The 24693-nt window shown below is 67.0% G+C and carries 20 protein-coding genes; 4 read left to right on the top strand and 16 right to left on the bottom strand.

The features are described 5' to 3' along the window. Positions 1–6: 6 nt before the first annotated feature. Positions 7–213 carry a hypothetical protein gene (locus E4L96_RS04545; protein ID WP_135206037.1) on the top strand — a complete coding sequence of 69 codons (207 nt, stop codon included), beginning with the start codon at positions 7–9 and terminating at the stop codon, positions 211–213. A gap of 338 nt (positions 214–551) precedes the next feature. Here the strand turns inward: E4L96_RS04545 and E4L96_RS04540 are convergent, their stop codons facing one another. The 13 genes from E4L96_RS04540 to queA all read right to left on the bottom strand — a co-directional run bounded on the left by E4L96_RS04540 (position 552) and on the right by queA (position 19040). Further along, the gene (locus E4L96_RS04540) at positions 552–1508 is read right to left on the bottom strand and encodes an IS1595 family transposase (RefSeq protein WP_135206036.1); all 957 of its coding nucleotides are present in this window, start codon (positions 1506–1508) and stop codon (positions 552–554) included. A 207-nt stretch (positions 1509–1715) separates the two neighbouring features. Continuing rightward, a complete protein-coding gene (locus E4L96_RS04535) occupies positions 1716–3377 on the bottom strand; it encodes a di-heme oxidoredictase family protein (protein WP_135206035.1) in 1662 nt (553 codons plus the stop codon). Further along, the gene (locus E4L96_RS04530) at positions 3374–6997 is read right to left on the bottom strand and encodes an NIDO-like domain-containing protein (protein WP_135206034.1); all 3624 of its coding nucleotides are present in this window, start codon (positions 6995–6997) and stop codon (positions 3374–3376) included. Before E4L96_RS04530 ends, E4L96_RS04535 begins: the two co-directional genes overlap by 4 nt. Before the next feature lie 42 nt (positions 6998–7039). Next, positions 7040–7618 (bottom strand): hypothetical protein, encoded by a 579-nt coding sequence (locus E4L96_RS04525; RefSeq protein WP_135206033.1) that lies wholly within the window; start codon positions 7616–7618, stop codon positions 7040–7042. A gap of 20 nt (positions 7619–7638) precedes the next feature. Then, positions 7639–11106: a choice-of-anchor X domain-containing protein gene (locus E4L96_RS04520; protein WP_135206032.1), complete on the bottom strand. Its 3468-nt coding sequence runs from the start codon at positions 11104–11106 to the stop codon at positions 7639–7641. 131 nt (positions 11107–11237) lie between these two features. Then, entirely contained in the window at positions 11238–11858 is a 621-nt protein-coding gene (locus E4L96_RS04515; RefSeq protein ID WP_135206031.1) for a PEP-CTERM sorting domain-containing protein, read from the bottom strand. Positions 11859–12042: 184 nt separating this feature from the next. Continuing rightward, complete coding sequence (locus E4L96_RS04510; RefSeq protein WP_135206030.1) at positions 12043–12651, bottom strand: glutathione S-transferase family protein; 609 nt, start codon at positions 12649–12651, stop codon at positions 12043–12045. A gap of 54 nt (positions 12652–12705) precedes the next feature. After that, positions 12706–13407, bottom strand: a complete 702-nt coding sequence (locus E4L96_RS04505) for a helix-turn-helix transcriptional regulator (RefSeq protein WP_229414220.1) — start codon at positions 13405–13407, stop codon at positions 12706–12708. A gap of 57 nt (positions 13408–13464) precedes the next feature. Next, on the bottom strand, positions 13465–14484 hold the full coding sequence (gene secF, locus E4L96_RS04500) for a protein translocase subunit SecF (RefSeq protein ID WP_135206029.1): 1020 nt from the start codon (positions 14482–14484) through the stop codon (positions 13465–13467). Positions 14485–14499: 15 nt separating this feature from the next. Beyond that, positions 14500–16389: a protein translocase subunit SecD gene (gene secD, locus E4L96_RS04495; RefSeq protein WP_135206028.1), complete on the bottom strand. Its 1890-nt coding sequence runs from the start codon at positions 16387–16389 to the stop codon at positions 14500–14502. Positions 16390–16417: 28 nt separating this feature from the next. Further along, positions 16418–16741 (bottom strand): preprotein translocase subunit YajC, encoded by a 324-nt coding sequence (yajC, locus tag E4L96_RS04490; RefSeq protein WP_135206027.1) that lies wholly within the window; start codon positions 16739–16741, stop codon positions 16418–16420. 123 nt (positions 16742–16864) lie between these two features. Further along, a complete protein-coding gene (gene tgt, locus E4L96_RS04485) occupies positions 16865–18004 on the bottom strand; it encodes a tRNA guanosine(34) transglycosylase Tgt (RefSeq protein ID WP_135206026.1) in 1140 nt (379 codons plus the stop codon). Further along, positions 17997–19040, bottom strand: a complete 1044-nt coding sequence (queA, locus tag E4L96_RS04480; RefSeq protein ID WP_135206025.1) for a tRNA preQ1(34) S-adenosylmethionine ribosyltransferase-isomerase QueA — start codon at positions 19038–19040, stop codon at positions 17997–17999. The genes tgt and queA overlap by 8 nt, the downstream gene beginning before the upstream one ends. A 100-nt stretch (positions 19041–19140) precedes the next feature. On the opposite strand from queA, the gene recG reads away from it, so the two are divergent. Continuing rightward, the gene (gene recG / locus E4L96_RS04475; protein ID WP_135206024.1) at positions 19141–21189 is read left to right on the top strand and encodes an ATP-dependent DNA helicase RecG; all 2049 of its coding nucleotides are present in this window, start codon (positions 19141–19143) and stop codon (positions 21187–21189) included. Here recG and E4L96_RS04470 read toward each other — a convergent pair. From E4L96_RS04470 to pyrC, 3 genes are read right to left on the bottom strand one after another with little or no spacing between them, the layout of a single operon-like run. After that, positions 21186–22166 (bottom strand): Gfo/Idh/MocA family protein, encoded by a 981-nt coding sequence (locus tag E4L96_RS04470; RefSeq protein ID WP_135206023.1) that lies wholly within the window; start codon positions 22164–22166, stop codon positions 21186–21188. The genes recG and E4L96_RS04470 overlap by 4 nt on opposite strands. Then, positions 22163–22966, bottom strand: coding sequence for a DUF3025 domain-containing protein (locus E4L96_RS04465; protein WP_229414219.1), 804 nt, complete (start codon positions 22964–22966; stop codon positions 22163–22165). The genes E4L96_RS04470 and E4L96_RS04465 overlap by 4 nt, the downstream gene beginning before the upstream one ends. A gap of 7 nt (positions 22967–22973) precedes the next feature. After that, the gene (gene pyrC, locus E4L96_RS04460) at positions 22974–24023 is read right to left on the bottom strand and encodes a dihydroorotase (protein ID WP_135206021.1); all 1050 of its coding nucleotides are present in this window, start codon (positions 24021–24023) and stop codon (positions 22974–22976) included. Positions 24024–24124: 101 nt separating this feature from the next. Between pyrC and E4L96_RS04455 the strand changes: the two genes are divergently transcribed. After that, positions 24125–24397, top strand: a complete 273-nt coding sequence (locus E4L96_RS04455) for a YlcI/YnfO family protein (RefSeq protein WP_135206020.1) — start codon at positions 24125–24127, stop codon at positions 24395–24397. Then, entirely contained in the window at positions 24394–24693 is a 300-nt protein-coding gene (locus E4L96_RS04450) for a type II toxin-antitoxin system RelE/ParE family toxin (protein WP_135206019.1), read from the top strand. The genes E4L96_RS04455 and E4L96_RS04450 overlap by 4 nt, the downstream gene beginning before the upstream one ends.

Raw genomic sequence — 24693 nt, 5'->3', positions numbered from 1 at the left:
GGGGAGATGAACGTCAAAGTCAAGCCTGTCAGGAAAAGCGTCTCGCTTGACCGTTGCAATGCCGAGCCGCGTGCGGATTTCTCCCGGTTCGACTCCGTCTTCGTATCGGCAGTCGGCGGAGGCGCACTCGGCAGCGTTTTCGGCGTTCCCGGCCTGCTGGCCGGGCTAGCCCTGGGCAGCTGGATCGGTTTCGTCACAGCGAAGTCACCATGAGGTCGGCCATACTCGTCGCCCTGCCCTCGTTTGGAAGCATGGCCGCGTATTTCGCGGTCTTTGTTTTTCTGACGATCGTGGTGGCCGCAGCATGCTTCAAACGATGGCCGGACACTGGTGAAACCGTGAGAACATTGCTTGCTACGGTTGGCGCCTGTTCTGGTCTGAAAATCACTGCGGTGACACTGCTGCTCTCCGCTCAAGACTTGGGACCACTTGCCGATGACCGCCCGACCCTTATTCTGGGCGGCGCCACTACGCTGCTGCTTTCCACTCGGCAGGCAGTCGAAAGTTGGCGCAGGTTCTGCGCTGAGACAAAAAAAAAGGCTCTGTCACCGTTAAGTGTGGGAGAACGCTCCGACAGTCGCTCGTAACAGGACGGCGGGGTCATCGATACGACTTTTATCGAGCGCCCACCGCCAGCCCAGATAGTTAGACAGGTAGTGAGTCGCGACCCCGTGAAAGTTGCTGAGCCATCCCCGAAATCGGCTGTGATAGGCGTTCACATTTTGGATGTGGACTGCGCCCTTGACCCGCTCGCCTGCCTTGAGATTCACCCACTGGTGCATAAAGCCGCGTTCCTGGGCGAAGTACCGGTAGGAGGCATTGGCGTCGGTCACCAGCAATGCATCCGGTGCGAGGATCGGTGCGAGCCCACGGTGCAGTTGAAGCTTGGTAACCGGACCTTTCCCAGCAATGAAATCGACAGTCTGGCCAGCTCGATCGCGGGCGACAACGATGCACACCTGCTCGCGCGAAATGCCGCGCTTCGTCGCTGCGCCCCCGCGTTTGCGGGGTGGTCGCTCCAGGTGGCGCGCGCCTTTTTCCGACTCGCGTAGAAATAGCTCGTCGGCCTCTGCAATTCCGTGCAGTGGAAACGGCCGGTCCGTCTTGGGTAGGGTGAGAAAGCGGTGGCGCCAGCGGAATGCTGTGTTCTTGTGAACGCCTACCCGCACCGCTGCGCGCCGAACGGTATCGGATCTGAGCAGGGCTTTGCAGTACGCCAGCCAGTTGTCCTTCAATCTGAGCCTGGCCATGGGTGTGCCGGTGAGTGAATTGAAGGTGCGGCCACAGTCGACGCAGCGATACCTCTGCAGTTGCGACTTGTGACCGTGGCGATGGAGGTGGTGGCCGCGGCAGGCCGGGCACGCGAGTACCGGAGCACCCGCGTCCTCTAAGAGCTGCGCTGCGGGTGGTGGCTCGGCGGCGCGCATGAGAGCCAGCACGTGCGCTCGCTGAGTGCGAGTTAGTCGTTTGAATCCCTCTAGCCAGACTTCGAAATCAGACTTTCGCATGACCAAGCCTCCTGACGAGATACTTGGTTCGACACGCGCGTTACCTGCAGGTTCCACACTTAACGGTGACAGCGCCAAAAAAAAAGCCCGCTGGGGGAGCGGGCTGAAGTCCAAAACTAGGGATGTCCTGAAAGAGACGAGTCCATAGTAGGTTATCAATGCGCCCTCTTCCGTTAGATAACGCACACAACTCGGAAGAATTCGCGCTCAACGCGGCAAAGCGGCCGTTTTGCCCCCATTTTTCGCTGAAACAGCCGGGTTGCTGACCGCCGCCGTGCTCGTGGTGCCCCAGCGCTTCGGCTGGAAGTTCTCGTCCACCACCAGCGCACGCGTGCCCGGTGGCAGCACCTGCAGCGACTTCAGGAACTCGATCAGCGCGTCGCGGTCATAGTCGCTGCCGCCCACGAAGGCCTTGCGCGATTCCTCCGCCTCGCCATGGTGCGCCAGCACCGCTTCGCGCATGGTGCTGAACATCCCGTGGTGGAAGTACGGCCCCGAATTCGCGATGCCCCACAGCCGCCGCGTCAGGAAGCGCCGGTTCCCGTCCAGGAACTTGGGCGCCCACACGGGCCAGTTCATGTCCAGGCTTTCCGGCGGCGCCGGATCCTTGGGGTCGCAGATGTCGTGCAGCTGGAAGTCGGTGTAGGCCGGCACCATCAGCTGCTCGTCGTTCGGCGTGGCCGGGGTCAGGCGCGGCTGCGGCAGGGCCGGGTCGTTCAGGTCCAGCTTGAGCGTGCGGATGTCGCCCACGCGTGCGTTGCCGTTCGGGTTGAACGGGTTCGGCTCGGTGTAGGTCCAGCCCTGCTTCGACAGCGGCAGGGACGGGATGTGGCAGGACGCGCAGCGAAACTCGTTGAACTTCTGCTGCCCGTGCAGGATCGCCTTCTCTACCTTCACGTCGTTCGGCACCACCTGCCCCGGCACCGCCATGGTGGCCTGGAACACCGCCACCGCGGTCACGTCGGCGCGCGTCATCTCGTTGACAAAGCCGTCGCCATCCGCATCCACGTTGGCGCCGAAGCGCTCCGTGGTCTGGATCCCGTGGTGGTGGTTGTACGAGGTGTTGGTGAAGTCGCGCAGGGACACCGAATTGCCGGCCTGGTGCCACGGCCGCACCACCAGCGTCGGCGGATCGATCGGCGTGGCGGTCAGCAGCGACAGGCGCGGCAGGCCCTTGACCTGGCTGACGTCCCAGAGCCCGTCCGCGCGGCGGGTCAGCTTGCCGAAGTCGATGCCCTTGGCCAGCAGCACCCGCGTTTCGCCGCGCTTCATGCCATCGCGGATGCGCTGCAGCTCGACCGTGATCTCGCGCGCCAGCATCTCGATGTAACCGCCGCCGAACATGCCCGGCGTGTGGCGCGAGTTGGCGATCGAGGCCAGCGTCACCGGCTTGCCCGCCTCGTCCAGCGCGCCGCGCGTGGGCACGCTGTCGCCGCGGTCGAAGGTGGCAAAGTCGAAGCGCTGCCCCTGCACGAACACGTTGGCGACGAAGTCCCCGCTGCCGCCGGCCTGGCCGAACGGCTGGTTGTGGCAGCCCGCGCAGGAATTCGAGTCCGGACCGGAAATCCGGTTCATCGAGCGCATGCCCACCAGCGGCGAGGCTGGGTCGGACAGCGCCCGCCCGTTGCCCTTGGTGAGCGGGCGTCCGCCGCCCTCGGTCCCGGTCCAGTTGGCGGCAAACAGCTTGCGCCCGTGCTCGATCAGGGCCGCCAGCGGAACGCGGAACTCCTCGTCATCCTGCAAATGGCGCTCGACGGCGATCTCGCGTCCGATGCCGCCGGTGCCCAGGGAGGCATCGACCTGGGCCAGCGCCCAGCCGCCCGCGGCGGCCAGGCCCAGCAAGGCACTTACCCGCAGCAGCCGGCTCATTGCCCGGCTCCCGACTTTGGCTGGGCCACCGGCGCCGCCAGCTGGGCCTGGAGCAGTTCGGCCTCGGTCAGCTTGCCGGTGGAGACGGCGGCGCCGCGCGCCACCAGCACGCCGCTGCGCCACACTTCGATGGTGACGCCGCCTGGCGGCACGCCGTACAGGCTGAACGCACCTTGCGCATCGGTGTTCACCATGCCGGCCCAGGCCGGGTTGGTGGACGAGCGCACCCGCACCTCGGCATTGGCCAGGGTGCTGGCGGACACCGAGGTGGTGGTGGCCATCGCGGCGCGCAGCATGGTCGGCCCAGAGCTGCCCGCTGGGGCACCCACCAGGGTCGCCACCGGCGCCGTCACGGGCGCCAGCACCGTGCGCACGCTGTAGCCGCCGGCGGCGGTCGGCGTGAACACGATGAAGGCGTAGTCCAGGTCGAACAGGCTGGTCGAGGTGAAATACTCGTAGATCGCGGTCTGCGCCGCCAGCTCCAGGCTCGGCGTGGCACTGAAGTCGACCTGCTGGAACGGCGCGTTCGGCCCTGGGGTCAGGCCGGTGATGCTGCCCGAGGTGAGCGCGGTGATGCCCTTGAAGCCGAACATGATGCGGCCGTCCTTGAACAGCTGGATCTGCAGCGTGTTGCTGCCGCCCTGCGAGTACTGGCGGGTGCGGTCGTAGGTGACCACGAAGCGGTCCGGCAGGGTGTCGTTGATCAGCACCCCGCCGCCGCCGATCAGGTCGTCGAAGAAGGCGGCAATGCGCGGCCGATTGTTGAACGCAGGCACGCTTTCGGTGTAGGTGCTGTCGCCGCTGCCGAAGGTGATGTAGCCATTGGTGCCGACGTAGGCGGTGGTCTGCGGCTGGCCGTAGAACGGGAAGGTGAACGGCAGCGTGCGGGTGGTGTTGCAGTCGTCGCAGGTGGTCCACAGGGTGCCGAAGTTATCCTCCCAGCGCGCCTCGATCAGCGTGATGCTGCCGACATCGGTGGTGCCCGCCAGCACTGGCGCGGTGGCGCCGGAGGCGCCGGTGCGCACCAGGCCGTCGCCGCCGGTCAGGCTGGCCTGCAGCACCAGGTTGCCCAGCACGGTCGGCACGCCGACGATCTGGAAACGGCCGTCCGCATCGGTGGTGGCAGTGCGTCCACCCGGTGCGGTCACCGTGGCGCCCGCCTGCGGCAGGCCGCCGACGTCGATCACCCGGCCGATCACCGTGGTCAGCGGGTCGGGTGCGACCTTGACCGTCACCGGCGCAGCCGCCCCTTCGTTGCCGCCCAGGTCGCGGGCCACCGCGCCCAGCGTCAGGGACGAGACGCCGTTCGGCACCGTGAAGGTGTACTGGTACGGCGCGGCGGTGCTGGTGAACACGGTCTGGTTGTTGACCAGGAAGCGCACCGCGGCCACCGTGATGTCGTCCTGCGCCTCCGCCACCACCGTCAGCGGCGCGCCCTCGTACACCTGGGTGCCTTCGGCCGGCAGCGAGATCGCCGCGGTCGGCGCCACCCCGGCCAGGTCCACGCGCGGCTGGTACTGGCCGATGTACAGGCGGCTGTCGCCGCTGCTGCCACCGCGCTGCAGGCTGCTGTGCTCGGTCACCAGGTAGATGAAGCTGTCATCGGCGGCGATGCCCATGCCGTTGTCGTCGCGCGCCGGGAAGTTCAGGATGGTGCGCGGCTGCAGCGCGGCCGGGTTGGAGATGTCGACGATCGGCACGCCGTTCACGAACACCACGTCGGCGCCGAGCGCGAAGTTCCCGGACAGGATCACGTTCTGCAGCAGGCCGCCCAGCGACTGCTGGGTGCGCGACAGGATCTGGGGCGCCGCCAGGTTGGCGATGTCCACCGAGGTCATCGAGTTGCTGTAGTCGGCCACGATCGCCAGGTTGCCGCGCAGGGCCACGCCGCGCGCATCGCCGGTCTGGGCGGTGCCACGCAGCACCGGGGCCGACAGGTTGGAGATGTCGACCAGCGCCAGCCCGCCATAGCCCATGCCGACGGCGGCCAGGTTGCGGCTGGTGTCCACGTCCAGGTTCCAGGCCTGGCCGGACAGGCCGATGCTGCCGGCCTGGATCATCGCGCCCGGATTGGCCACGCTGACGATGTACAGGGTGCTGCCCGCGGCCACATAGGCCGTGGTGCCGCGCACCTTGACACCCATTGCGTTGCCGACCCCGCTGAAGGTGCCGAGCAGGCGCGGTACGGTCGGGGTGGCCACGTCGACCACCTTCAGGCCGCCGGTGGTGGCGATGTAGGCGATGTTGCCCGCCAGGGTGATGTCGTTCGCGTTAGCCGACAGGTTCAGGCTGGCCACGATCGCCGGCGTGCGGCGGTCGGCGCTCAGGCTGACCACCTGCAGGCCGCTGCTGCCGGCCGCGATGAAGGCGTAGTCGCCGCTGACCGCGATGCCGTTGGCAAAGCCCGGAATCGTGATGTAGCCGAGCTGGTTGGGCGCGAAGTCCTGCACGATGCCCTGGGCCACGGCCGTGTGGCCGTTATTGCTGACGGTGATGTCGCAGGTGCCCGCGGTGCTGGCGTACACGCGGCCGTCCGGCGCGCCGAAGTTGCAGCTGGTGACATTGCTGCTGGCGTAGGCGGTCTGGCGCGCGCTGCTGGTGAGGTTGACCTCGGTGCCGTCGACCAGCACGCCGGTCACGGTCAGCTGCACGCTGGCGCTGCCGGTCAGTGAGTTCACCACCAGGGTGAAGTTGGCCGGTGCCACGCGCATCGTTGCGATCGCCGCGCCCCAGTTGACGCTGGCCGCGTTGAGCGGGTCGCTGCCGGTCTGCAGCTCCAGCTTGTCGCGCACGCCGTCGCCGTCGGTGTCGGCCAGGAGCGGGCTGGTGCAGGCGCTGCGGCCGCACTTGACCTCGGCGCCGTCGCTCAGGCCGTCGCCGTCGCTGTCCGGGTTGCGCGGGTCGGACCCGGCCGCGAATTCCTCGGCGGCGGTGAGGCCGTCATGGTCCACGTCGAGCTGGCCGTCGGCCGGGTTGTTCGGGTTCATGCCGAGGCGCAGTTCCTCTTCGTCCGGAATGCCGTCGCCGTCGCTGTCCGCGCCCTGCAGGGACACGCGCAGCTGCAGCAGCCCGGAGGTGCCCTCGTTGTTTGCCAGCAGCACCACGGTGCCGCTGCGCACCGCCGTCACCAGCCCGCCCGCACTGACGGTGGCGATGGCCGGATTGGTGGTGGAAAAGCTGGTGCCGCTGCCGGTCACGTCGGTCTGGCTGCCGCCGTTGTTGTAGGTCGCCATGGCGCGCAGCTGGGTGGTGGCGCCGGGCGTGGTCAGCACGGTCGGGGAGGCCGACAGGACCAGGCTGGTCGGGATCGGCGTGGTCGGCCCGATGTGGATCGGCGGGATGTTCACCGAGCCGTTGGCCGGGATGGTGAAGGTGTTCGATTCGCCATAGGTGGTGACGCCGCTGCGCACGCAGGTGGCGCGCGCGCGCACCTCGCCGAAGTTGGCGGGCAGGTTGGGCAGCACCCAGCTGCCGTCGGCCTTGACCTGTACGTTGCGGTTCAGGACGCTGACCACGCAGTTCTCGTCCAGGTCGGCCGCGGCCGCGCCGGCGGCCAGGCCGCCCAGCAGGACGGTGCCCGCGGCCAGGCGGGCGAGGCGGCTTGCAGTGAAGGGTTTCATACTGTGCCTTGTTAGAAATGACCTCGGTTCACGGGATGCCCGTTACAGGCTCTTGGCGTACGCGTTCAGCAGGTACACGTAGAACGGGTCGTCGGACAGGTCGTTGGTCATCTGGTAGTCGCCATTGCGCACGATGTACGGATAGACGCGGAAGTGCGGCGACATCGCCTGGCCGGAATGGCGCACCACCAGCAGCCGGTAGTCGCCGTACATGGCCGCCGTGAACAGCTCGGTCTTCTCGACCTTGCGGTAGTAGCTGGCGTTCTTGGACACCGATTCCGGGTCGGCGCGGCGCTGGATCTCGGGGCGCTCCTTGAGCGTCCACAGGTCCAGGATCTTGTTCACGTCGCCGGAGGCGTTGGCCTCGATCAGGGCGCGCAGTGCCTTGACGTCGGCGCGCGCCTGCATGCTGGCGGGGTCGCCGCCGCCGGCGCCGCTGATCACCAGCGGCGGGTTGTAGCGCGTGCCCTGGAAGGTCAGCAGGGCGTCGCGCTCGGCCGGGCCGGTGTAGTTGGGGGCGCGCAGGTGCGCGGTGATGGCTTCGGTCGACTGGGCGGACGCGGCGCCGGCCGCCAGGGCCAGCGCCAGGGCGCCGAGGCGCAGGGTAGCTTGCAGGAACATGGAATTCTCCTTGAGACGAATTAGGGGTAGCAGACGGTGGTGCCGGGAATGACCACTTCCCCGCCCTTGGACAGGAAGCCGCCCAGGATCGCGGTGCCGTACACCGTGATCGGACCGAGGCAGCCGCTGCCGCTGCAGCCGTCGCAGGTGCAGCTCACGCCGACCTGGCCGGTGCCCTTCACGCCGCCTTCGAAGCGAATCATGCTGGGGTCGATCTTGGTGACCACGGTGACGCTGCCGGAGATCGTCGCCTTGATGTTGCCTTCCACCTTCCACTTGCAGCCGATGCAGTCGCCGCCGTAGCCGGTGCCGGTGACCTCGCCGCCGAGGCCCACGCCGACCTGCACCCCGCCCTCGAACACGCCGAGGAAGGTGAACGACAGGCCCGGCACCAGACACTGCGCGCCGATGCCGTTGAACGACAGGCCGCCGCCGTACTTGAACTGGGTGGCCATCTTCTTCTCTTTTTCGCAGCAGGCCGATACCGCGCCCATGGTGATGGCGCCGGAGAAGCTGGGCGGCTGGATCGAGCAGCCGGGCGCGAACTTGAACGCTTCGGCGGTGCCGTTCAGGATGTTGCGCAGCTCGGTGAAGTTCCATTCCTGCAGGGTGCCGTTGGCCACGTCCTGGATGCCGATCGCCTTGCCCTGGCAGGAGCCGTCCAGGCACTTGTCGGCGCCGGGCGCGTTGCCGTCGGCCGAGGTGCAGTACAGGCCGTCGTCGCAGGTACCGGCGTTGTCGTTGACGCAGCTGGCGCCCTGGCACTTCTTGCAGGTCGGACAGGTGCCGGCCGAGCCGGCGGTGTTGGGGTTGCCGCCGCAGTGCCAGCCGGCCTTGATCACGCCGGCGCCGACGTCGGAGGTGATGGTGGCGCCGTCCTCGCTGACGGTGGCGCTGCCGATGGCCACAAAACTCGCCAGGTCGTGGTCATACGAATACATCTCGGTGACCGCGCGCGGCGGCAGGCCGTCCACGTTCGGGATGGTCATCCGCGCGGCCGGGCTGAAGTGGGTGCCGACCGGCTGGATCGTGACCACGAACCGCGGCTGCTGGCCGAAGCCCGGCGCCATCGGCACCTTGTCCATGTTGACCGGAGTGACCGACACGCAGCCCGAGCGCGAGCCGCCCGGGAAGGTCGCCGAGCCCGGCGCAATGGTGAGGGCGAAGCCGGGGACGTCCGCCAGGGTCAGGGTGCCGCCGGTGGTCTCGTTGACGCACACCCGGTTGGTCGGGTTCAGCTCGGGGAGGAAGATCGGCATGCCCAGCGTGTTGTTCTGGCCCGGCACGGTGATCATGTCGAAGTCCAGGGTCGGCCAGGTGCCCGGACGGGTGGTGGTGCCGCCGTCGGTCATCAGTTTGAACACGCCGACCGGAACCGGCTTCATCACGAACTGGCCCTGGGCGTCGGTCTGCACGGCGGTCGCCATCTCCTGCGGGATGTTGGAGCGGTTGCCCTGGGTGATGTGCAGCAGGCGCATGGTCACGCCCGGCAGCGGACGGTTGGAATTGTCGAGCACCACGCCGCTGATGCTGGTTTCGCTGGCCGCGCCCGGCACCAGCGCGGTGGCGCTGAAGGCGGCCGGGTAGCCGGTGTTGCCGATGAAGTTGGCTTCCACCACGTTGTTGTTCACGCCCTGGGTCGGGCCCAGGACCAGCGAGGCGGCCACGCGGCCGTCGGCATCGCTGGTGGTCGAGAAGGTGCTGTCGCGGTTGGGGCCGAAGCCGCCGCCGCCGCCGGTCACGGCGAAGGTGACCGGCACGTTGGCCAGGCGGTTGTTGCTGGCGTCGGTGACGATGGCGATCAGCGGGAACGGCAGGGCCTGGCCGACGGTGCCGGTCTGGTTGTTGCCGGAGTCGACCACCATCAGCGCCGCGCGTGTCGGCGATCCGGACGCGGCGAAGTCGGCGGTGGAGGCGAGGCCGGCGGCGCTGGCCTCGACCAGGTTGTTGCCCGCACCGGCGCGGCTGCCCAGGCGCAGGTAGGCCTTGGCCACGCCGTTGGCGTCGGTGTTCACCGCCAGCGCGCTCTGGTTGCCGCTGACGGCGACCGTGGTGCCGAGTGCGCCATCGAGGGCGATGACACGGAACACCACGGGCACGTTGGCCTTCGGGTTACCCTGCTCGTCGGTGAGCGCCACGGTGAGCGGCTGCGGCAGCACGCTGTTGACGACGCCGCTCTGGTTGTTGCCCCCCGTGACACGCAGGCCCGCGCCGCCCGCGGCGGTGCGGGTGACATTGATGGTGGTGGTGGCGCGGTTGCCGGCACGGTCGGTGGCGACCGCCTGCACGGTGTTGGCGCCGACCTGCAGCGGCACGTTGCGCGCGATGAAGCTACGGTTCAGCACGTCGGCCGCCTGGCCGTTCACGGTGACCACGGCCTGCTGCGGATTGACGGTGCCGACCACGATGTCGTTGACCATGCCGCTGACGGTGACCAGGTCGGACGCCGTGCTGCCGTTCGCGGCCGGGGTGTAGATCTCGACCTTGGGCGCGGTGGTGTCCAGCGTGACCAGCAGGTTGGCGGTGCTGATGCTGCCGTTGGCATTGGTCGCCACGGCGTTGATGGTGTTCGGCCCTTCGTTGAGCGGCACCGAGGCCGAGAAGCTGCCGTTGCTGACTGGCGTGGCGATGCCATTCAGCTTGACCGTGGCGCCCGGGTCCTGCACCGTGCCCGCCACCGTGATCACCGGGGTGTTCAGGTAGGCGCCGTTCTGCGGCGTGCTCAGGGTCACGCCGGTGGGCACGCCCTGCACGCTGATGTCCAGCGCGCCGGAATACAGCGGCGCCGGCAGGCCGGGGAAGGCTGCAGCAATGCGGTAGTGGGCCACGCCTGGCGCCGCTTCCAGCAGCGGCAGCTGCAGTGCGTAGCGGCCGTCGCCGGCGGTGGTGTCGCCGTTGCTGCCGTTGTCGCGCAGTTCGCCGAGGCTGACCAGCACGCGGCCGGCGGCATCGATCTTCTCCAGCACCACGCTGGTCGGTGCGGGGCCGCCCAACTGGGCGGTGGCGAGACCGGTGAAGCCGACCCCGGCCGACACCGAACCTGGCGCCAGCGTCGCACTCACGATCTGCGGTGCGGGCGTGGTGGGTTCGATGGTCAGGCTCATCGGCGCCGAGAAGGTGCGCTTGAGCTCCTTCTTGAAGGCGGCGCTGACCTGGTAGCGCAGCGTGTCCGCATTGGCCTCGTTGACGGTCCAGGTCAGCGTGTACAGATGGTCGTTGGCCATCGCATCGCCGTTCAAGCCGTCGTCATGCAGGTTGCCTACCACGGCGGCGATGCTGCCGTCGGCCTTCAGGCGCTGCACGTTGGCGCTGCCTGCGGTGTAGTTGGGGTCGGTGATCACCACGGTGGCGGTGACGGTGGTGGCCCGGCCGGCCCGAGCCGAGTCCGGCGACAGGCTGGTGCTGCCCAGTGTGCCGGCGATGGCCGATCCGCCGAGCAGAGCGGCGAGCAGCAGCCCCGTGCCGCGGATGCGCGAAACGATACCCATAAGTCCTCCTGGACGCGGACGCAGACCGCCCGCGGTGAGTGGAAACCGAAAAAAAGAAATCGGAAAGTGGTGCGGCGACCGCGCTGCGGCCCGGCGAGCTGCGGCCGGGGGCGCGGCCTATGCCGCGTGGCTCAGCCCCGCCAGCGCAGGCGGCTGCCCACCAGGCAGGCCGCGCCGAGCGCCAGCAGCGCCCAGCTGCCCGGTTCGGGCACGCCCTGGCGGTCGGCGGTGACGATGGTGAGGTCGTCGAGCGTGAAGGAATAGCCGGCCGGGTCACCGGAGAGCACGACCTTGGCGATCAAGGGGCTGCCGGTGCCGAAGCTGAGCAGCTCGTTCGGCAGGCTGCCGGGGTCGCCCGAGCCGTCGGCCAGGTTGGCCAGGTAGCTGGAGAACACGGTGCCCAGCAGCTGGTCGGCGCTGTCGTAGGCGTCCAGGCGCAGGCCGCTCGTGTAGTTGAAGTAGCCGGCCACGGAATACACGCCGCTGGCGAACGACAGCGCAATCGGTGCGCCGTCGTCGATGATCACGGCCGCACCGGACTTCGGCGGGAACCCGATCTCGTTCAGGCTCATGCCCGAGCGCAGAACCATTGCGTTGCTGAGCGAGACGCCTGGCAGCGTGGTGACGACCGCGCCGTCGTCATAGGCCTCGAAGTTGTAGGTGATGATGGCGCTGTGGGCCGGGGCGCTGAGCGCCGCACACAGGCTTCCCGCCGCCAGGAGGGTGCTCCAGGCGAGTCCGCGTTCTTTCATGGTGTTTCTCCGCAGTTTTGGTTATAGATTTATGGCGGAGCACTGAAGCAATTCTTGGGCCAGAAACGTAAGTATTTGATTTGGAACAAACCGCCTCACCGCCGGATTGTGGAATGTAAAATGTATCGACATTGCAACATTTCACAAAATGTTGCCGCACGGTGAGTCGGGATTCCGCGCAGCATTAAGCGGTAGCCTGCCAGGCCGGCAGCTGCTGCACGCGGGCAAACCAGGCCAGCAGGTGCGCGTGGCTGGCCAGCGGCAGGCGGGCCTGGTCCTTGTACATCAGCGGCGCGGCCAGCGCCAGGTCGGCCAGGGTCACGCCGTCGCCGCAGACCCAGGTGCGCCCGGCCAGGTGCGTATCCAGCACGGCCGCGAAGCGCGCCACCTCGGCTTCGCCCTTGGCGACCATGGCGGGATCGGCTGCCCCGATCCCCAGCGCCCCCTTGAAGAAGGTTTCCCAGGCCAGCGTGCTCACCGCCGGGGCCCAGTGCTGCGCGCCCCAGAACAGCCAGCGGTTCACGTCCGCGCGTTCGCGCAGCCCGGCCGGATAGGCCGGGTGGCCGCCCCGCTTCTCGCACAGGTACTGGATGATGGCGTTCGATTCCCACAGCACGAAGCCGTCGTCCTCTAGCACGGGAACCTTGCTGTTGGGGTTGAGCTCCTCCAGGCGGCGGCGCGCTTCCTCGCTCATCAAATTCACTTCCACCAGTTCGAGCGGCACGCCGACATGGGCGGCGGCGAGTGTGACGCGGCGGGCATTGGTCGACATCGGATGCTGGTACAGGCGCATGGCGTTTCTCCATCAGGGTGTGTGGTTAAAACGTCAATATAACCGCGCCGTGCGTCAGATTCTGTCAGGAGGCTCGGCGATGCCCTTTTCGGCGCGCCAGGTCTTGAGCAGTTCGTGGCGGCGCGTTGGATACACCTCATCGAGTGTGTGCGCGGCGCCGATGCGGTCGACCCGGAAGTGGCGGAAGCCGCCGCGCAGCTCGCACCAGGCGGCCAGCACGCGGTACTGGTCCAGGTAGGCCAGGGCGAAGGGCCACACCACCCGCTCGCTGTCCTGTCCCGCCTCGCTGCGGTAGGCGATGCGCAGCTTGCGCTCGCGCCGGATGGCCAGCCGCACCGCCGCCAGGAAGTCTTCCGGCAGCGGCGTGTGGTACACCGGCGTCCACAGGCTGGTTTCGGCGATGCGGTCGCGCAGGTCCTGCGGCGAAGCCGTGGCCACCTTGGCCAGCACGCCGCGCGCGGCGGCGGCTAGCTCCGTGTCGCCCTGGCGCGCCACCCAGCGCGCGCCCAGCACCAGCGCTTCCAGCTCGTCCGCATTGAACATCAGCGGCGGCAGGAACATCCCGGGCTTGAGCATGTAGCCCACGCCCGCCTCGCCCTGCACCGGGGCGCCCAGTTCGGCCAGCGCCTGCAGGTCGCGGTAGATGGTGCGCTCGGAGACCCCGGTCTTCTCGGCCAGCTGCGCGGCGGTGACGGGGCGGCGGTGGCCGCGCAGGGCGTCCATCAGCAGCAGCAAACGGGAGCTCTTGGTGGCCATGCGGCGCCCTCCAAATGAAAATGCCGCCCGGAGGCGGCATTGCTTGCGCAGCGGCGCTTACACCACCGCGCCGTCGGTTTCGTCCTTCTCGCGCACCGGCTTGATCAGGTCTTCGCGCTTCACGCCCAGCCACATGGCCACGGCAGCCGCCACGAACACCGACGAGTAGATGCCGAAGCAGATACCGATCGTCAGCGCGATGGCGAAGTAGTGCAGGGTCAGGCCGCCGAAGAACAGCATCGACAGCACCATCATCTGGGTACAGCCGTGGGTGATGATGGTGCGGGAGATGGTGCTGGTGATCGCGTTGTTGATCACTTCCGTCACGGTCATCTTGCGCTGTTTGCGGAAGTTCTCGCGGATCCGGTCGAAGATCACGACCGATTCGTTGACCGAGTAGCCCAGCACCGCCAGCACCGCCGCCAGCACCGTCAGCGAGAACTCCCACTGGAAGAAGGCGAAGAAGCCAAGGATGATCACCACGTCGTGCAGGTTGGCGATGATCGCCGCCACCGCGAACTTCCATTCGAAGCGCACGGCCAGGTAGATCATCACGCCGATCACCACCATGGCCAGCGCGTTGTAGCCGTTCTGCGCCAGTTCCTCGCCGACCTGCGGGCCGACGAATTCCACGCGCTGCTGCGCCACCACTTCGGTGCCGGCCGCGTTGACGCAGGTGGCCTTGCTCGACTGCGCACCGGTGCCGCCGGTCGCGGCGACCTGGCGCGGCGAGCCGCCTTCGGACGCGCAGATCGCGTTGAACACGCTCTGCGAGGTGGTGGAACCGGCCGCGGTCTTCGGCGGCAGGCGCAGCATCACGTCCTGCGCGGTGCCGAACGGCGTCACTTCCGGCTGTTCATAGCCCAGCTTTTCCAGCGTGCCGCGGATCTTCTCCAGGTTGGCCGCATGCGGATAGCGCAGTTCCATCACCGTGCCGCCCGTGAACTCCACCGAGAAGTGCAGCCCGCGGTGCAGCAGGAAAAACACCGCCGCCACGAAGGTCAGCGCCGAGATCACGTTGAAAATCAACGCGTGGCGCATGAACGGGATGTCCCGCTTGATCTTGAAAAATTCCATCTTGCTGTCCCGTCCTTAATTCTTCTCTGCGGTGGCGGCAGGCGCCTTGGCGCCGCCGTTCCACACCGTGCCAATCGCGATCTTGCCCAGCTTCTTCTTGCGGCCGTACCAGAGGTTGACCACGCCGCGCGAGAAGAACACCGAGGAGAACATCGAGGTCAGGATGCCCAGGCAGTGCACCACCGCGAAGCCGCGCACCGCGCCCGAGCCGAACACCAGCAGCGCCAGGCCGACGATCAGGGTGGTCACGTTCGAGTCGAGAATCGTGGCCCACGCGTGGCGGAAGCCTTCCGCGATCGCCGCCTGCGGTGTGTTCCCGTTGCGCAGCTCCTCGCGAATCCGCTCGTTAATCAGCACGTTGGAGTCGATCGCCATACCCAGCGCCAGCGCGATTGCGGCGATGCCCGGCAAGGTCAGGGTGGCCTGCAGCGTGGACAGGAGCGCCAGCAGCAGCAGCAGGTTGAGCGCCAGTGCCAGCACGCTGAAGAAGCCGAACAGCTGGTAGTAGATCACCATGAAAATGGCGATCGCGATGAAGCCCCACAGCGTGGAGTGCAGGCCCTTGGCGATGTTCTCGGCACCCAGCTGCGGGCCGACCACGCGCTCTTCCACCACGTCCATCGGGGCGGACAGCGCGCCGGAGCGCAGCAGCAGCGCCAGCTCGGCCGCCTTCTCGGGCGTACCCAGGCCGGTGATCTGGAAGTGCGTTCCCAGCTCGCTCTGGATGGTGGCGTTGGACAGCACGGTGTACTTGCCCTTTTCCTTCAGCAGGATGGCCATGCGCTTGCCGATGCGGTCGCGGGTCGCGGTGCGCATCTTGCGGCCGCCGTCGCCGTTCAGGTCAATCGACACGGCGGGTTGCTGGTTCTGGTCCGTGGTGTAGGTTGCGGACGAGATGTAGTCGCCGGTCAGGAACACGTCCTTCTTGACCACCACCGACTGGCCGTTCATGTCCTTGAACACTTCCGCGTCCAGCGGGATGGTGGCGGTCGATTCGGTGCCCGGCACCACGCTGTCGTCGGTGGCGCGCAGCTCGAGCGTGGCGGTACGGCCGATGATGTCCTTGGCGTGGGCGGCGTCCTGCACGCCCGGCAGCTGGACCACGATGCGGTCCGCGCCCTGCTGCTGGATCACCGGCTCGGTGGTGCCCAGTTCATTCACGCGCTTGCCCAGCGTGATGATGTTCTGCTTGATGCCTTCGTCGATGATGGTGCGCAGCGCGGCCGGCTTGATCGACGCGGTCAGGGTCAGGTCGGAACCGTCGGAGCCGCTGGCGAACTGCAGCTCCTGCAGCTGGTTGCCCAGGTAGTTCTGCGCCTGGGTACGGGTGGCTTCGTCGCGGAACTTGATGACGATATTGTCGCCCGCACGCTCGATGCCGGAGTGGCGGATGTTCTGGTCGCGCAGCTGGCTGCGAATGCCGGCGATCAGGCCCTTGAGGCGCGTGTCCAGCGCCGCGTGGGTGTCCACCTGCATCAAGAAGTGCACGCCGCCACGCAGGTCCAGGCCCAGGTTCATCGGCTTGGCGTTGATCGCCTCCATCCAGGCCGGGGTGTTCTTGGCCAGGTTGACGGTGACGATGTAGTCCGGGTCGGTGGGGTCGGCGTTGAGGTCGCGCTCCAGCGCCAGCTTGGCCTTGAACTGCGCGTCCGGGGTCGGGAAGCGCGCCCGCACGGAGGCGGTGGAACCGGCTCCGTCGACGCTCACGCCGGAATCCGGAATGTTCTCGCGCTTGAGGGCCGCGGCCACGCGGGCGGCGGTGTCGCTATTGACCTTGACGGTGGATTTGCCGGTGGTGACCTGCAGGGCCGGCGTTTCGCCGAAATAGTTCGGCGTCGTGTACAGCGCGCCAAACAGCAGCGCGAGCACGATGATGACGTACTTCCAGACGGGGTAACGGTTCATGGCGTGGGGACCGGGTGGGTCTGACGAATCAGAGCGACTTCAGGGTGCCTTTCGGCAGCGGCATGCTGATGGCGTTCTTCTGCACCCACACTTCAGTGCCCGCCGCCACTTCGATCAGCACGTACGCATCGGTGACCTTGGACACCTTGCCGACCATGCCGCCGATGGTGACCACTTCGTCGCCCTTGGTGAGCGCTTCGATCATCGCCTTGGTTTCCTTGGCGCGCTTCTGCTGCGGACGGATCATGACGAAGTACATGACCACGAACATGAGGATCAGCGGCAGGAAGGTGCTCAGGTTGTTGGCCAGGCCCGGCTCGACGGACTGCGCGTAGGCGTTAGAGATAAACACAAGTACTCCGTATTGTTAAAAAAATTAGCGCTGTATTCTAGCACCGGGGGTGCGCGTTCAGCCCTATTTGAGGGCTGGTGTTGCTTTTACAAGCTTTGTGCGGTTCAACAGTTCACACGCCGCTCATATACCACGCTGCCGCTCGGCCGCGAACTGGATGCGGAACTCGTTGAAGCGGTCCGCATCGATGGCCGCGCGCACCTCGCGCATCAGCTGCAGGTAATAGTGCAGGTTATGGATGGTGTTCAGCCGCGCGCCCAGGATCTCCTTGGAGCGCTGCAGGTGATGTAAGTACGCGCGCGAGAAGTTCTTGCAGGTGTAGCAGTCGCAGGTCTCGTCCAGCGGCAGCTGGTCATCCTTGTAGCGCGCGTTCTTCAGCTTGATGTCGCCGAAGCGCGTGAACAGCCAGCCGTTGCGCGCGTTCCGGGTCGGCATCACGCAGTCGAACATGTCGACGCCGTTGGCCACGCCGTCCACCAGGTCTTCCGGCGTACCGACGCCCATCAGGTAGTGCGGCTTGTTCTCGGGCAGGCGCGGGCCGACGTGGGCCAGGATGCGCTGCATGTCTTCCTTCGGCTCGCCCACCGACAGGCCGCCGATGGCCAGGCCGGGGAAGTCGATCTCCTCCAGCCCGGCGAGGGACTCGTCGCGCAGGCGCTCGTACATCCCGCCCTGCACGATGCCGAAGAGGGCATTCGGGTTTTCGCCGCGCTTGAATTCATCCATCGAGCGCTGGGCCCAGCGCAGCGACATGCGCATCGAGGTCGCGGCTTCTTCCGCGGTGGCGGGGCGGCCGTCGATCTCGTAGGGCGTGCACTCGTCGAACTGCATCACGATGTCCGAATTGAGCGAGCGCTGGATCTGCATCGACACTTCCGGCGACAGGAACTGGCGGCTGCCGTCGATCGGCGACTGGAACTTGACGCCTTCCTCGGTGATCTTGCGCATCGCACCGAGCGAAAACACCTGGAAGCCGCCGGAGTCGGTGAGGATCGGCTTGTCCCAGCCCATGAAGCGGTGCAGGCCGCCAAATTTGTCCATCACGTCCGTGCCGGGGCGCAGCCACAGGTGGAAGGTGTTCCCCAGGATGATCTGGGCGTCGATCTCCTTCAGCTCGACCGGGGACATGGCCTTGACCGAGCCGTAGGTCCCGACCGGCATGAAGATCGGCGTTTCGATGGTGCCGTGATTGAGCTTGAGGCGCCCGCGCCGTGCGTGGGACAGGCCGCTCGTGTCTTTTTTCAGGAGGGTGAATTCAAGCATTTTGGTTCGGCTGGTAGATCGAGTTCGTAGTCAGCAGCATGGCGTCGCCATAGCTGAAGAAGCGGTATTCATTTGCGATGGCGTGCGCGTAGGCCTTCTTGATGTCGGCGTAGCCCGCAAAGGCGGAGACCAGCATCAGCAGCGTGGACTTCGGCAGATGGAAATTGGTGATCAGGCGCGTCACGGTGCGGAACTGGTAGCCGGGCGTGATGAAGAGGGCCGTGTCGGCGCTCCCCGCCTGCAGCTCGCCCGACTGCGAGCCCGATTCCAGCGCGCGCAGGCTCGTGGTGCCCACGGCGACCACCTGCTTGCCGTTGGCTTTTGCGGCGCGCACCAGGTCCACGCTCTCCTGCGGGATGGTGTACCACTCGGTGTGCATCTGGTGCTGGGTCAGGTCTTCCACGCGCACGGGCTGGAAGGTGCCGGCGCCCACGTGCAGGGTCACCTCGGCGGTCAGCACGCCCTTCTCTTTCAGCTTGCGCAGGATCTCTTCGGTGAAGTGCAGGCCCGCGGTCGGCGCGGCCACGGCGCCCGGTTCCTTCGAGTAGACGGTCTGGTAACGCTCTTCGTCCACCTGGTCGGCCGCGTGCTCGATGTAGGGCGGCAGCGGCAGCTTGCCGTGCGCCTCGATCAGTTCAAACACGTCGCCCTCGAAGTGCAGGGTGAAGAATTCGCCCGCACGCTCGCCCGCCGCGACCCAGAAGGCGTCGGCCAGCTTGATGCGGTTGCCCGGCTTGGGCGACTTGGACGCGCGCACCTGGGCCAGCACCGTGCGCGGGTCGAGCACGCGCTCCACCAGCACTTCCACCTGCCCGCCGGTTTCCTTGACGCCGAAGAAGCGAGCCTTGAGCACGCGCGTGTTGTTCATCACCAGCACGTCGCCGGGCTGCAGCAGGTCCACGATGTCCGCGAAGGAGCGGTCAACGATGGTGGCGCCATCGAGGTGCAGCAGGCGGGACGCCGCCCGGTCGGGCAGTGGGAATTGCGCAATGCGCTCGGGCGGCAAGTTAAAATCGAAGTCGGAGAGCGTGTACATCGAGACAATCTACAGGAATCTGCAAGAATAAATCGCTGGGCGAACCCTCTATTGTACGCCCGTACGCGGGTGTTGTCTCCCTCGCGAAAAATGCAGCACTATGCCGCCAACCAAAGCCAAATCCGCGCCCAAGACGCAAGACAAACTGGCCAAGCTGGGACTGCGCACCGACATGGACCTGGTGCTGCACCTGCCCATGCGCTACGAGGACGAAACCGAGATCGTGCCGGTGCGCGAGGCCTGCCTGCGCGGCGGGTACACGTCGCAGGTCGAGGGCGTGGTGATCAAGACTGAAATCGCCTACCGCCCGCGGCGCCAGCTGCTGGTCACCATTTCGGACGACACGGGCGAGCTGCAGCTGCGCTTCATGAACTTTTATGGCTCGCAGGTCAAGCAGATGGCCGAGGGTACGCGGGTGCGGGCGCGCGGGGAGCTGAAACACGGGTTCTTTGGCGCGGAGATGGTGCATCCGACGTACAAGATCGTCAACGAAGGGGCGCCGCTGCCGACCGCCCTCACACCGGTGTACCCGGCGGGCGAAGGCCTGTCCCAGACGATCCTGAGGCGCGCGATTTCGGATGCGATGAAGCGCGTGGACTGGACCGACACCCTGCCGCTGCCCATGCGCGCGCGCCTCGGCCTCACGGATTTCGAGCCGGCCATCAAGCTGCTGCACTATCCGCCGCAGAACGTCGATCCGTATGAACTCACCGAGCGTACCCACCCGGCCTGGGTACGGATGAAGTTCGACGAGCTGCTGGCGCAGCAGCTCTCGCTGAAACGGGCGCAGAAGGACCGCCGCACCAAGGGCGCGCCGGTGCTCGGTGCTATCGGCTCGTTGAGCGAGCGCTTTCTGGCCGCACTGCCCTTCACGCTCACGGACGCGCAGGACCGCGTGCTGCGCGAAATCCGCGCGGACCTGCGCAATCCCTTCCCCATGCAGCGGCTCCTGCAGGGCGACGTTGGCAGCGGCAAGACGGTGGTGGCAGCGCTGGCGGCGGCGCAGGCCATCGACAGCGGCTATCAGGCTGCGCTCATGGCGCCCACCGAGATCCTCGCGGACCAGCACTTCCGCAAGATCGCGGCGTGGATGGAGCCGTTGGGTGTGCGCGTGGCGTGGCTCACCGGATCGCTGAAGAAGCGTGAGAAGACCATGGCTACGGAGATGGTGGAGTCGGGCGAAGCGCAGCTGGTGATCGGCACGCATGCGCTGATCCAGGACACGGTCAATTTTGCGAACCTCGGCCTGGTCATCGTCGACGAGCAGCATCGGTTCGGCGTCGGCCAGAGGCTCACGCTGCGCAACAAGGGCAGCGCAGGGCTGGTGCCGCACCAGCTGATGATGTCCGCCACGCCGATTCCGCGCACGCTGGCGATGACCTACTACGCAGACCTGGAGGTCTCGGTCATCGACGAGCTGCCGCCGGGCCGCAGCCCGATCGTCACGCGGGTGGTGGACCAGAACCGGCGCGAGGAAGTCATCGAGCGCGTGCACGCCGCCGTGCTGGAAGGGCGGCAGGCGTACTGGGTCTGTCCACTGATCGAGGAATCGGAGGCGCTGCAGCTGCAGACGGCCACCGACACGCACCTCACGCTGCAGGAGGCGCTGCCGGACCTGAACGTGGGGCTGGTGCACGGTCGCTTGAAGCCGCAGGAAAAGCAGGAGGTCATGGATGCCTTTGCGTCCGGCCTTGTGCACGTGCTGGTGGCCACCACGGTGATCGAGGTCGGCGTGGACGTGCCGAATGCGTCGCTGATGGTGATCGAGCATGCGGAGCGCTTTGGGCTGTCGCAGCTGCACCAGCTGCGCGGACGCGTGGGGCGCGGGTCGGCGGCATCGGTGTGCCTGCTGATGTATCAGGGGCCGCTTGGTCCCGTCGCCAAGCAGCGGCTGGCGACCATGCGCGAAACCCAGGACGGCTTCGAGATCGCGCGGCGCGACCTGGAGATTCGGGGGCCGGGTGAGTTTTTGGGCGCGCGCCAGTCCGGGCAGGCGATGCTGCGCTTCGCGGACCTGGAGACGGACCAGTGGCTGGTCGAAAAGGCGCGCGACACGGCGGCCGCGCTGCTGCAGGCTGGCGACGAACGCACCGTCGACGCCCACCTCGCCCGCTGGCTGGGCGGCCGGGAAGAGTTCCTGAAGGTTTAGGAGTCGGCGGCGTAGCGAAGGCCGATCTGTGCGCGGATCTCATCGAGCACGCCCATCAGCGCCAGCGTTTCGTCCAGCGGCATGCGCGGGCTTTCGGTCATGCCCTCGCGCAGGCAGCGCTGCACTTCCAGCGCCTCGTGCACGTAACCGTTGCCCAGATGCGGCGTCTCGACGGTACGGCGTGAGCCATCCTCCAGCTGCACCGTCACCGTCTTCGCTTTGTAGAACAGCGTATCCAGCCGCACAAATCCTTTGGTGCCGGACACCGTCAGCTCCACCGGCGAGCGCGCGATCATCGACGCTGTGCACGATGACAGCGCCCCGCTGGCGTGCCGCAGCGTGAAGGCTGTATGCGCATCCACTCCGTTATCCCGCATCGTGGCCATCGCCTGCACGCCTGCCACGGGCCCGAGCAGGTACGCACACACCGACAGCGGATAGATGCCCAGGTCCAGCAGCGCCCCCCCGCCCAGTTCTCGATTGACGAGCCGGTGCTCCTCGGGCACCTGCGCCGAAAAGCCGAAGTCTGCCACCGCCTGCGTGACCTCGCCGATCTCACCGGACGCGATGATCCGCTTAGCCTCCTCCAGCGCCGGCAAGTAGCGCGACCACATTGCCTCCATCAGGAACAGGTTCTTTTCGCGCGCCAGGGCCACCACGGCGGCCGCCTCGCGCAGGTTCATGGTGAACGGCTTCTCGCACAGCACGGCCTTCCCGCTGTTCAGCGCCAGCATCGCGTTCGGCGCGTGCAGCGGATGCGGCGTGCCGATGTACACCACGTCGATCCCCGGCTCCGCGCACAGCTCTTCGTACGAGCCATACGGCGTGCCGCCGAATTCGCGCGTGAATTCCTGCGCCTTGTCCAGCGTGCGCGAGGCGACGCCGGCCAGCACCGCACCCGGCGTGTCCTTGAGCGCCGTCGCAAACTGGCGCGCGATCTTGCCCGTGCTGATGATGCCCCAGCGGGTCTCGGTCATTCTGTTCTCCTCTTTGGTCGGAACACGGTGGCGTCGGCGTAGAAGGCCTCGTCCTGGCCCTCCCACCAGCCGGGGACGCCGAGCACCGGCAGCGGCGTGAAGGATGCGGTGGCCAGTTCCTCGTCGCGCAGCTGCGCGCTCACGGTGGCGTCGATCCACGCGCGGCGCTCGTCGAACGATAGCGCAAAGAAGTCCGCCGGGGCGTACAGCACGCGGGTGTGGGCGGTGATGGCCTTGCGCGGGGCGACCAGCTTTTCCATCAGCGCGTGGCCGAAGGACCAGACTTGCGCCTGTGGGCCGAAGCGCGCCCGGCCTGCATACAGCGCTGAGTACCAGTCGTGGTTGCGCAGCGCTGCCACATGGGCGCGGCCTGTGTCGTCGTCGGTGACGACCAGCAGGGCGGCGTTTTCGTCGAAGATGGTGGCGGCGTCGCGCGCCGGACCGCGGGACTTGCCGACACCTGCCAGCGCGATCTGCGCGGCCTGCAGGGCATTGAGCTGGACTTTGATGCGCGGGAAGGTCAGCCAGACCAGCGCGTTGAAGAAATCGTGCAGATTGTCCCGCGTGGGGACATTGCCAGTGGCGCCAATGAACGCTTCGTAGGCCACGCCCTCCGGCAGTGCGCTCTGCGGGACGAAGCGGAGTGGTTGGCCTGCCGCGTTGTGCAGCGCATGCGCGGCGGAGGCCCGGTTCAGCGCCTCGATAAGCGGGCCCTGGCCCAGCCGCGCATATGCGGGGCGGACCGCGTCATACCAGGGCCGGGTCCAGTCGACCGGTTCCGGTTCCAGGGCCAGGTCCACGGACAGGTCAGGCCATCTTCCAGCCGATCGGCTCACCGGCATTCAGCGGCACCACCTGCGTTTCGCCGAAGGGCAGCGTGGCCGGCAAGGTCCAGGTCTCGCGGCGCAAGGTGACGGTGCCATCGTTCTTCGGAAGGCCGTAGAAGGCCGGACCATTCAGCGACGCGAAGGCTTCAAGCTTGTCCAGTGCTCCAGCCCGGGCGAAGGCTTCCGTGTACAGCTCCATCGCATGCAGTGCGGTGTAGCAGCCCGCGCAGCCGCACGAAGTTTCCTTGGCGCCGATGCCGTGCGGTGCGGAGTCCGTGCCGAGGAAGAAGCGCTCGTCGCCGCTGGTGGCCGCAGTCACCAGCGCCAGGCGGTGTTCTTCGCGCTTGAGCACCGGCAGGCAGTAGTAGTGCGGACGGATGCCGCCGCGGAAGATGTCGTTGCGGTTGTAGAGCAGGTGGTGGGCGGTGATGGTAGCGCCGATCGGGCCTTCCGCTTCAGCCACGTACTGTGCGGCGTCCTTGGTGGTGATGTGCTCGAAGACCACGGGCAGCGCGGGCAGGTCGCGGCGCAGGGGGCGCATCACGCGCTCGATGAAGACGGCTTCGCGATCGAACAGGTCGATGTCGTTGTCGGTGACTTCGCCGTGCACCAGCAGGGGCAGGTCGAGGTCCTGCATCACTTCCAGCGTGGCGTAGCACTTGCGCAGGTCGGTGACACCGGCGTCCGAATTGGTGGTGGCGCCGGCCGGGTACAGCTTGACGGCGTGGATGAAGCCACTGTCCACGGCGCGGCGGATCTCATCCGGCGGCGTGTTGTCGGTCAGGTAGAGCGTCATCAGCGGCTCGAAATCGCTCCCCTGCGGCAGCGCGGCCTTGATGCGGTCGCGGTATGCGGCGGCGGCGGCGGTCGTGGTGACGGGCGGCTTCAGGTTGGGCATGACGATCGCGCGCGCGAACTGCGCGGCCGTATGCGCCACCACGCTGCCCAGATGCGCGCCATCGCGCAGGTGCACGTGCCAGTCGTCCGGCCGGGTGATCGTAATGGACTCGGGGAGATCGAATTCGCTCATGGAAAACCTCAATGCGGAAGCCGCTATTTTACCCTCTCCGCTTGCCGCCCACCGCTCGCGGTGCCATACTGCATCGCAATTGCGACGCATTGGAGGCGTTCATGAAAAGCGCGACATTCCCCTCGCTCCGCGTGGAGCCCGAGCTGCGGGAAGCGGCCGAGAAAGCGCTGGCCCCGGGCGAGTCCCTCTCCCAATTCGTCGAAGAAGCAGTGCGGGAGAAGATCCGCCGCCGCCAGCTGCAGGACGAGTTCATCGCACGCGGACTCGAAAGTCTGCGCGAGGCAGAACGGACCGGCGAATACTACTCAAGCGATGAAGTCCTGGCGGAGCTCGATAACATCATCCGCGAGGCTGAGACCAAACCTCAGAAATGAAATACCGCGTCCGGTTTTCGGCGGGCGGGCGGGAAGACCTGGCGCGGCTGATGCGTTTCATCGCTGAGCGCGACCGGCCCAGCACCAAGCGGGTCCGCGCCGCCATCGCCAGCGCGACTCGTTTGCTGGAGCAATTCCCCTTTTCGTGCCGAAAAGCGCTGCCAGACGATCCGTTCCTGCGCGAGATGGTCGTCCCATTCGGCGCGACAGGTTTCGTCCTGCTCTACAAGATTCAAACGGGTGGCTTCGTCACCATTATCGCGGCGCGACATCAGCGCGAGGACGATTATCACTGA

The organism is Zemynaea arenosa, assembly GCF_004614185.1.
Taxonomy (GTDB): Bacteria; Pseudomonadota; Gammaproteobacteria; order Burkholderiales; family Burkholderiaceae_D; genus Telluria; species Telluria arenosa.
The sequence above is the reverse complement of the archived record's forward strand: the minus strand, read 5'-3'. Positions and strand labels throughout refer to the sequence as shown.

What these genes read in the sequence shown, in the direction of transcription:
- recG (WP_135206024.1), top strand. Translation starts at nt 19,141, where the DNA reads ATGCCGCCAACCAAAGCCAAATCCGCGCCCAAGACGCAAGACAAACTG.
- pyrC (WP_135206021.1), bottom strand. Translation starts at nt 24,023, where the DNA reads ATGAGCGAATTCGATCTCCCCGAGTCCATTACGATCACCCGGCCGGAC.
- tgt (WP_135206026.1), bottom strand. Translation starts at nt 18,004, where the DNA reads ATGCTTGAATTCACCCTCCTGAAAAAAGACACGAGCGGCCTGTCCCAC.
- E4L96_RS04450 (WP_135206019.1), top strand. Translation starts at nt 24,394, where the DNA reads ATGAAATACCGCGTCCGGTTTTCGGCGGGCGGGCGGGAAGACCTGGCG.
- E4L96_RS04535 (WP_135206035.1), bottom strand. Translation starts at nt 3,377, where the DNA reads ATGAGCCGGCTGCTGCGGGTAAGTGCCTTGCTGGGCCTGGCCGCCGCG.
- E4L96_RS04545 (WP_135206037.1), top strand. Translation starts at nt 7, where the DNA reads ATGAACGTCAAAGTCAAGCCTGTCAGGAAAAGCGTCTCGCTTGACCGT.
- E4L96_RS04515 (WP_135206031.1), bottom strand. Translation starts at nt 11,858, where the DNA reads ATGAAAGAACGCGGACTCGCCTGGAGCACCCTCCTGGCGGCGGGAAGC.
- E4L96_RS04455 (WP_135206020.1), top strand. Translation starts at nt 24,125, where the DNA reads ATGAAAAGCGCGACATTCCCCTCGCTCCGCGTGGAGCCCGAGCTGCGG.
- E4L96_RS04540 (WP_135206036.1), bottom strand. Translation starts at nt 1,508, where the DNA reads ATGCGAAAGTCTGATTTCGAAGTCTGGCTAGAGGGATTCAAACGACTA.
- queA (WP_135206025.1), bottom strand. Translation starts at nt 19,040, where the DNA reads ATGTACACGCTCTCCGACTTCGATTTTAACTTGCCGCCCGAGCGCATT.
- secD (WP_135206028.1), bottom strand. Translation starts at nt 16,389, where the DNA reads ATGAACCGTTACCCCGTCTGGAAGTACGTCATCATCGTGCTCGCGCTG.
- secF (WP_135206029.1), bottom strand. Translation starts at nt 14,484, where the DNA reads ATGGAATTTTTCAAGATCAAGCGGGACATCCCGTTCATGCGCCACGCG.
- E4L96_RS04525 (WP_135206033.1), bottom strand. Translation starts at nt 7,618, where the DNA reads ATGTTCCTGCAAGCTACCCTGCGCCTCGGCGCCCTGGCGCTGGCCCTG.
- E4L96_RS04470 (WP_135206023.1), bottom strand. Translation starts at nt 22,166, where the DNA reads ATGACCGAGACCCGCTGGGGCATCATCAGCACGGGCAAGATCGCGCGC.
- E4L96_RS04505 (WP_229414220.1), bottom strand. Translation starts at nt 13,407, where the DNA reads ATGGCCACCAAGAGCTCCCGTTTGCTGCTGCTGATGGACGCCCTGCGC.
- E4L96_RS04510 (WP_135206030.1), bottom strand. Translation starts at nt 12,651, where the DNA reads ATGCGCCTGTACCAGCATCCGATGTCGACCAATGCCCGCCGCGTCACA.
- E4L96_RS04530 (WP_135206034.1), bottom strand. Translation starts at nt 6,997, where the DNA reads ATGAAACCCTTCACTGCAAGCCGCCTCGCCCGCCTGGCCGCGGGCACC.
- E4L96_RS04520 (WP_135206032.1), bottom strand. Translation starts at nt 11,106, where the DNA reads ATGGGTATCGTTTCGCGCATCCGCGGCACGGGGCTGCTGCTCGCCGCT.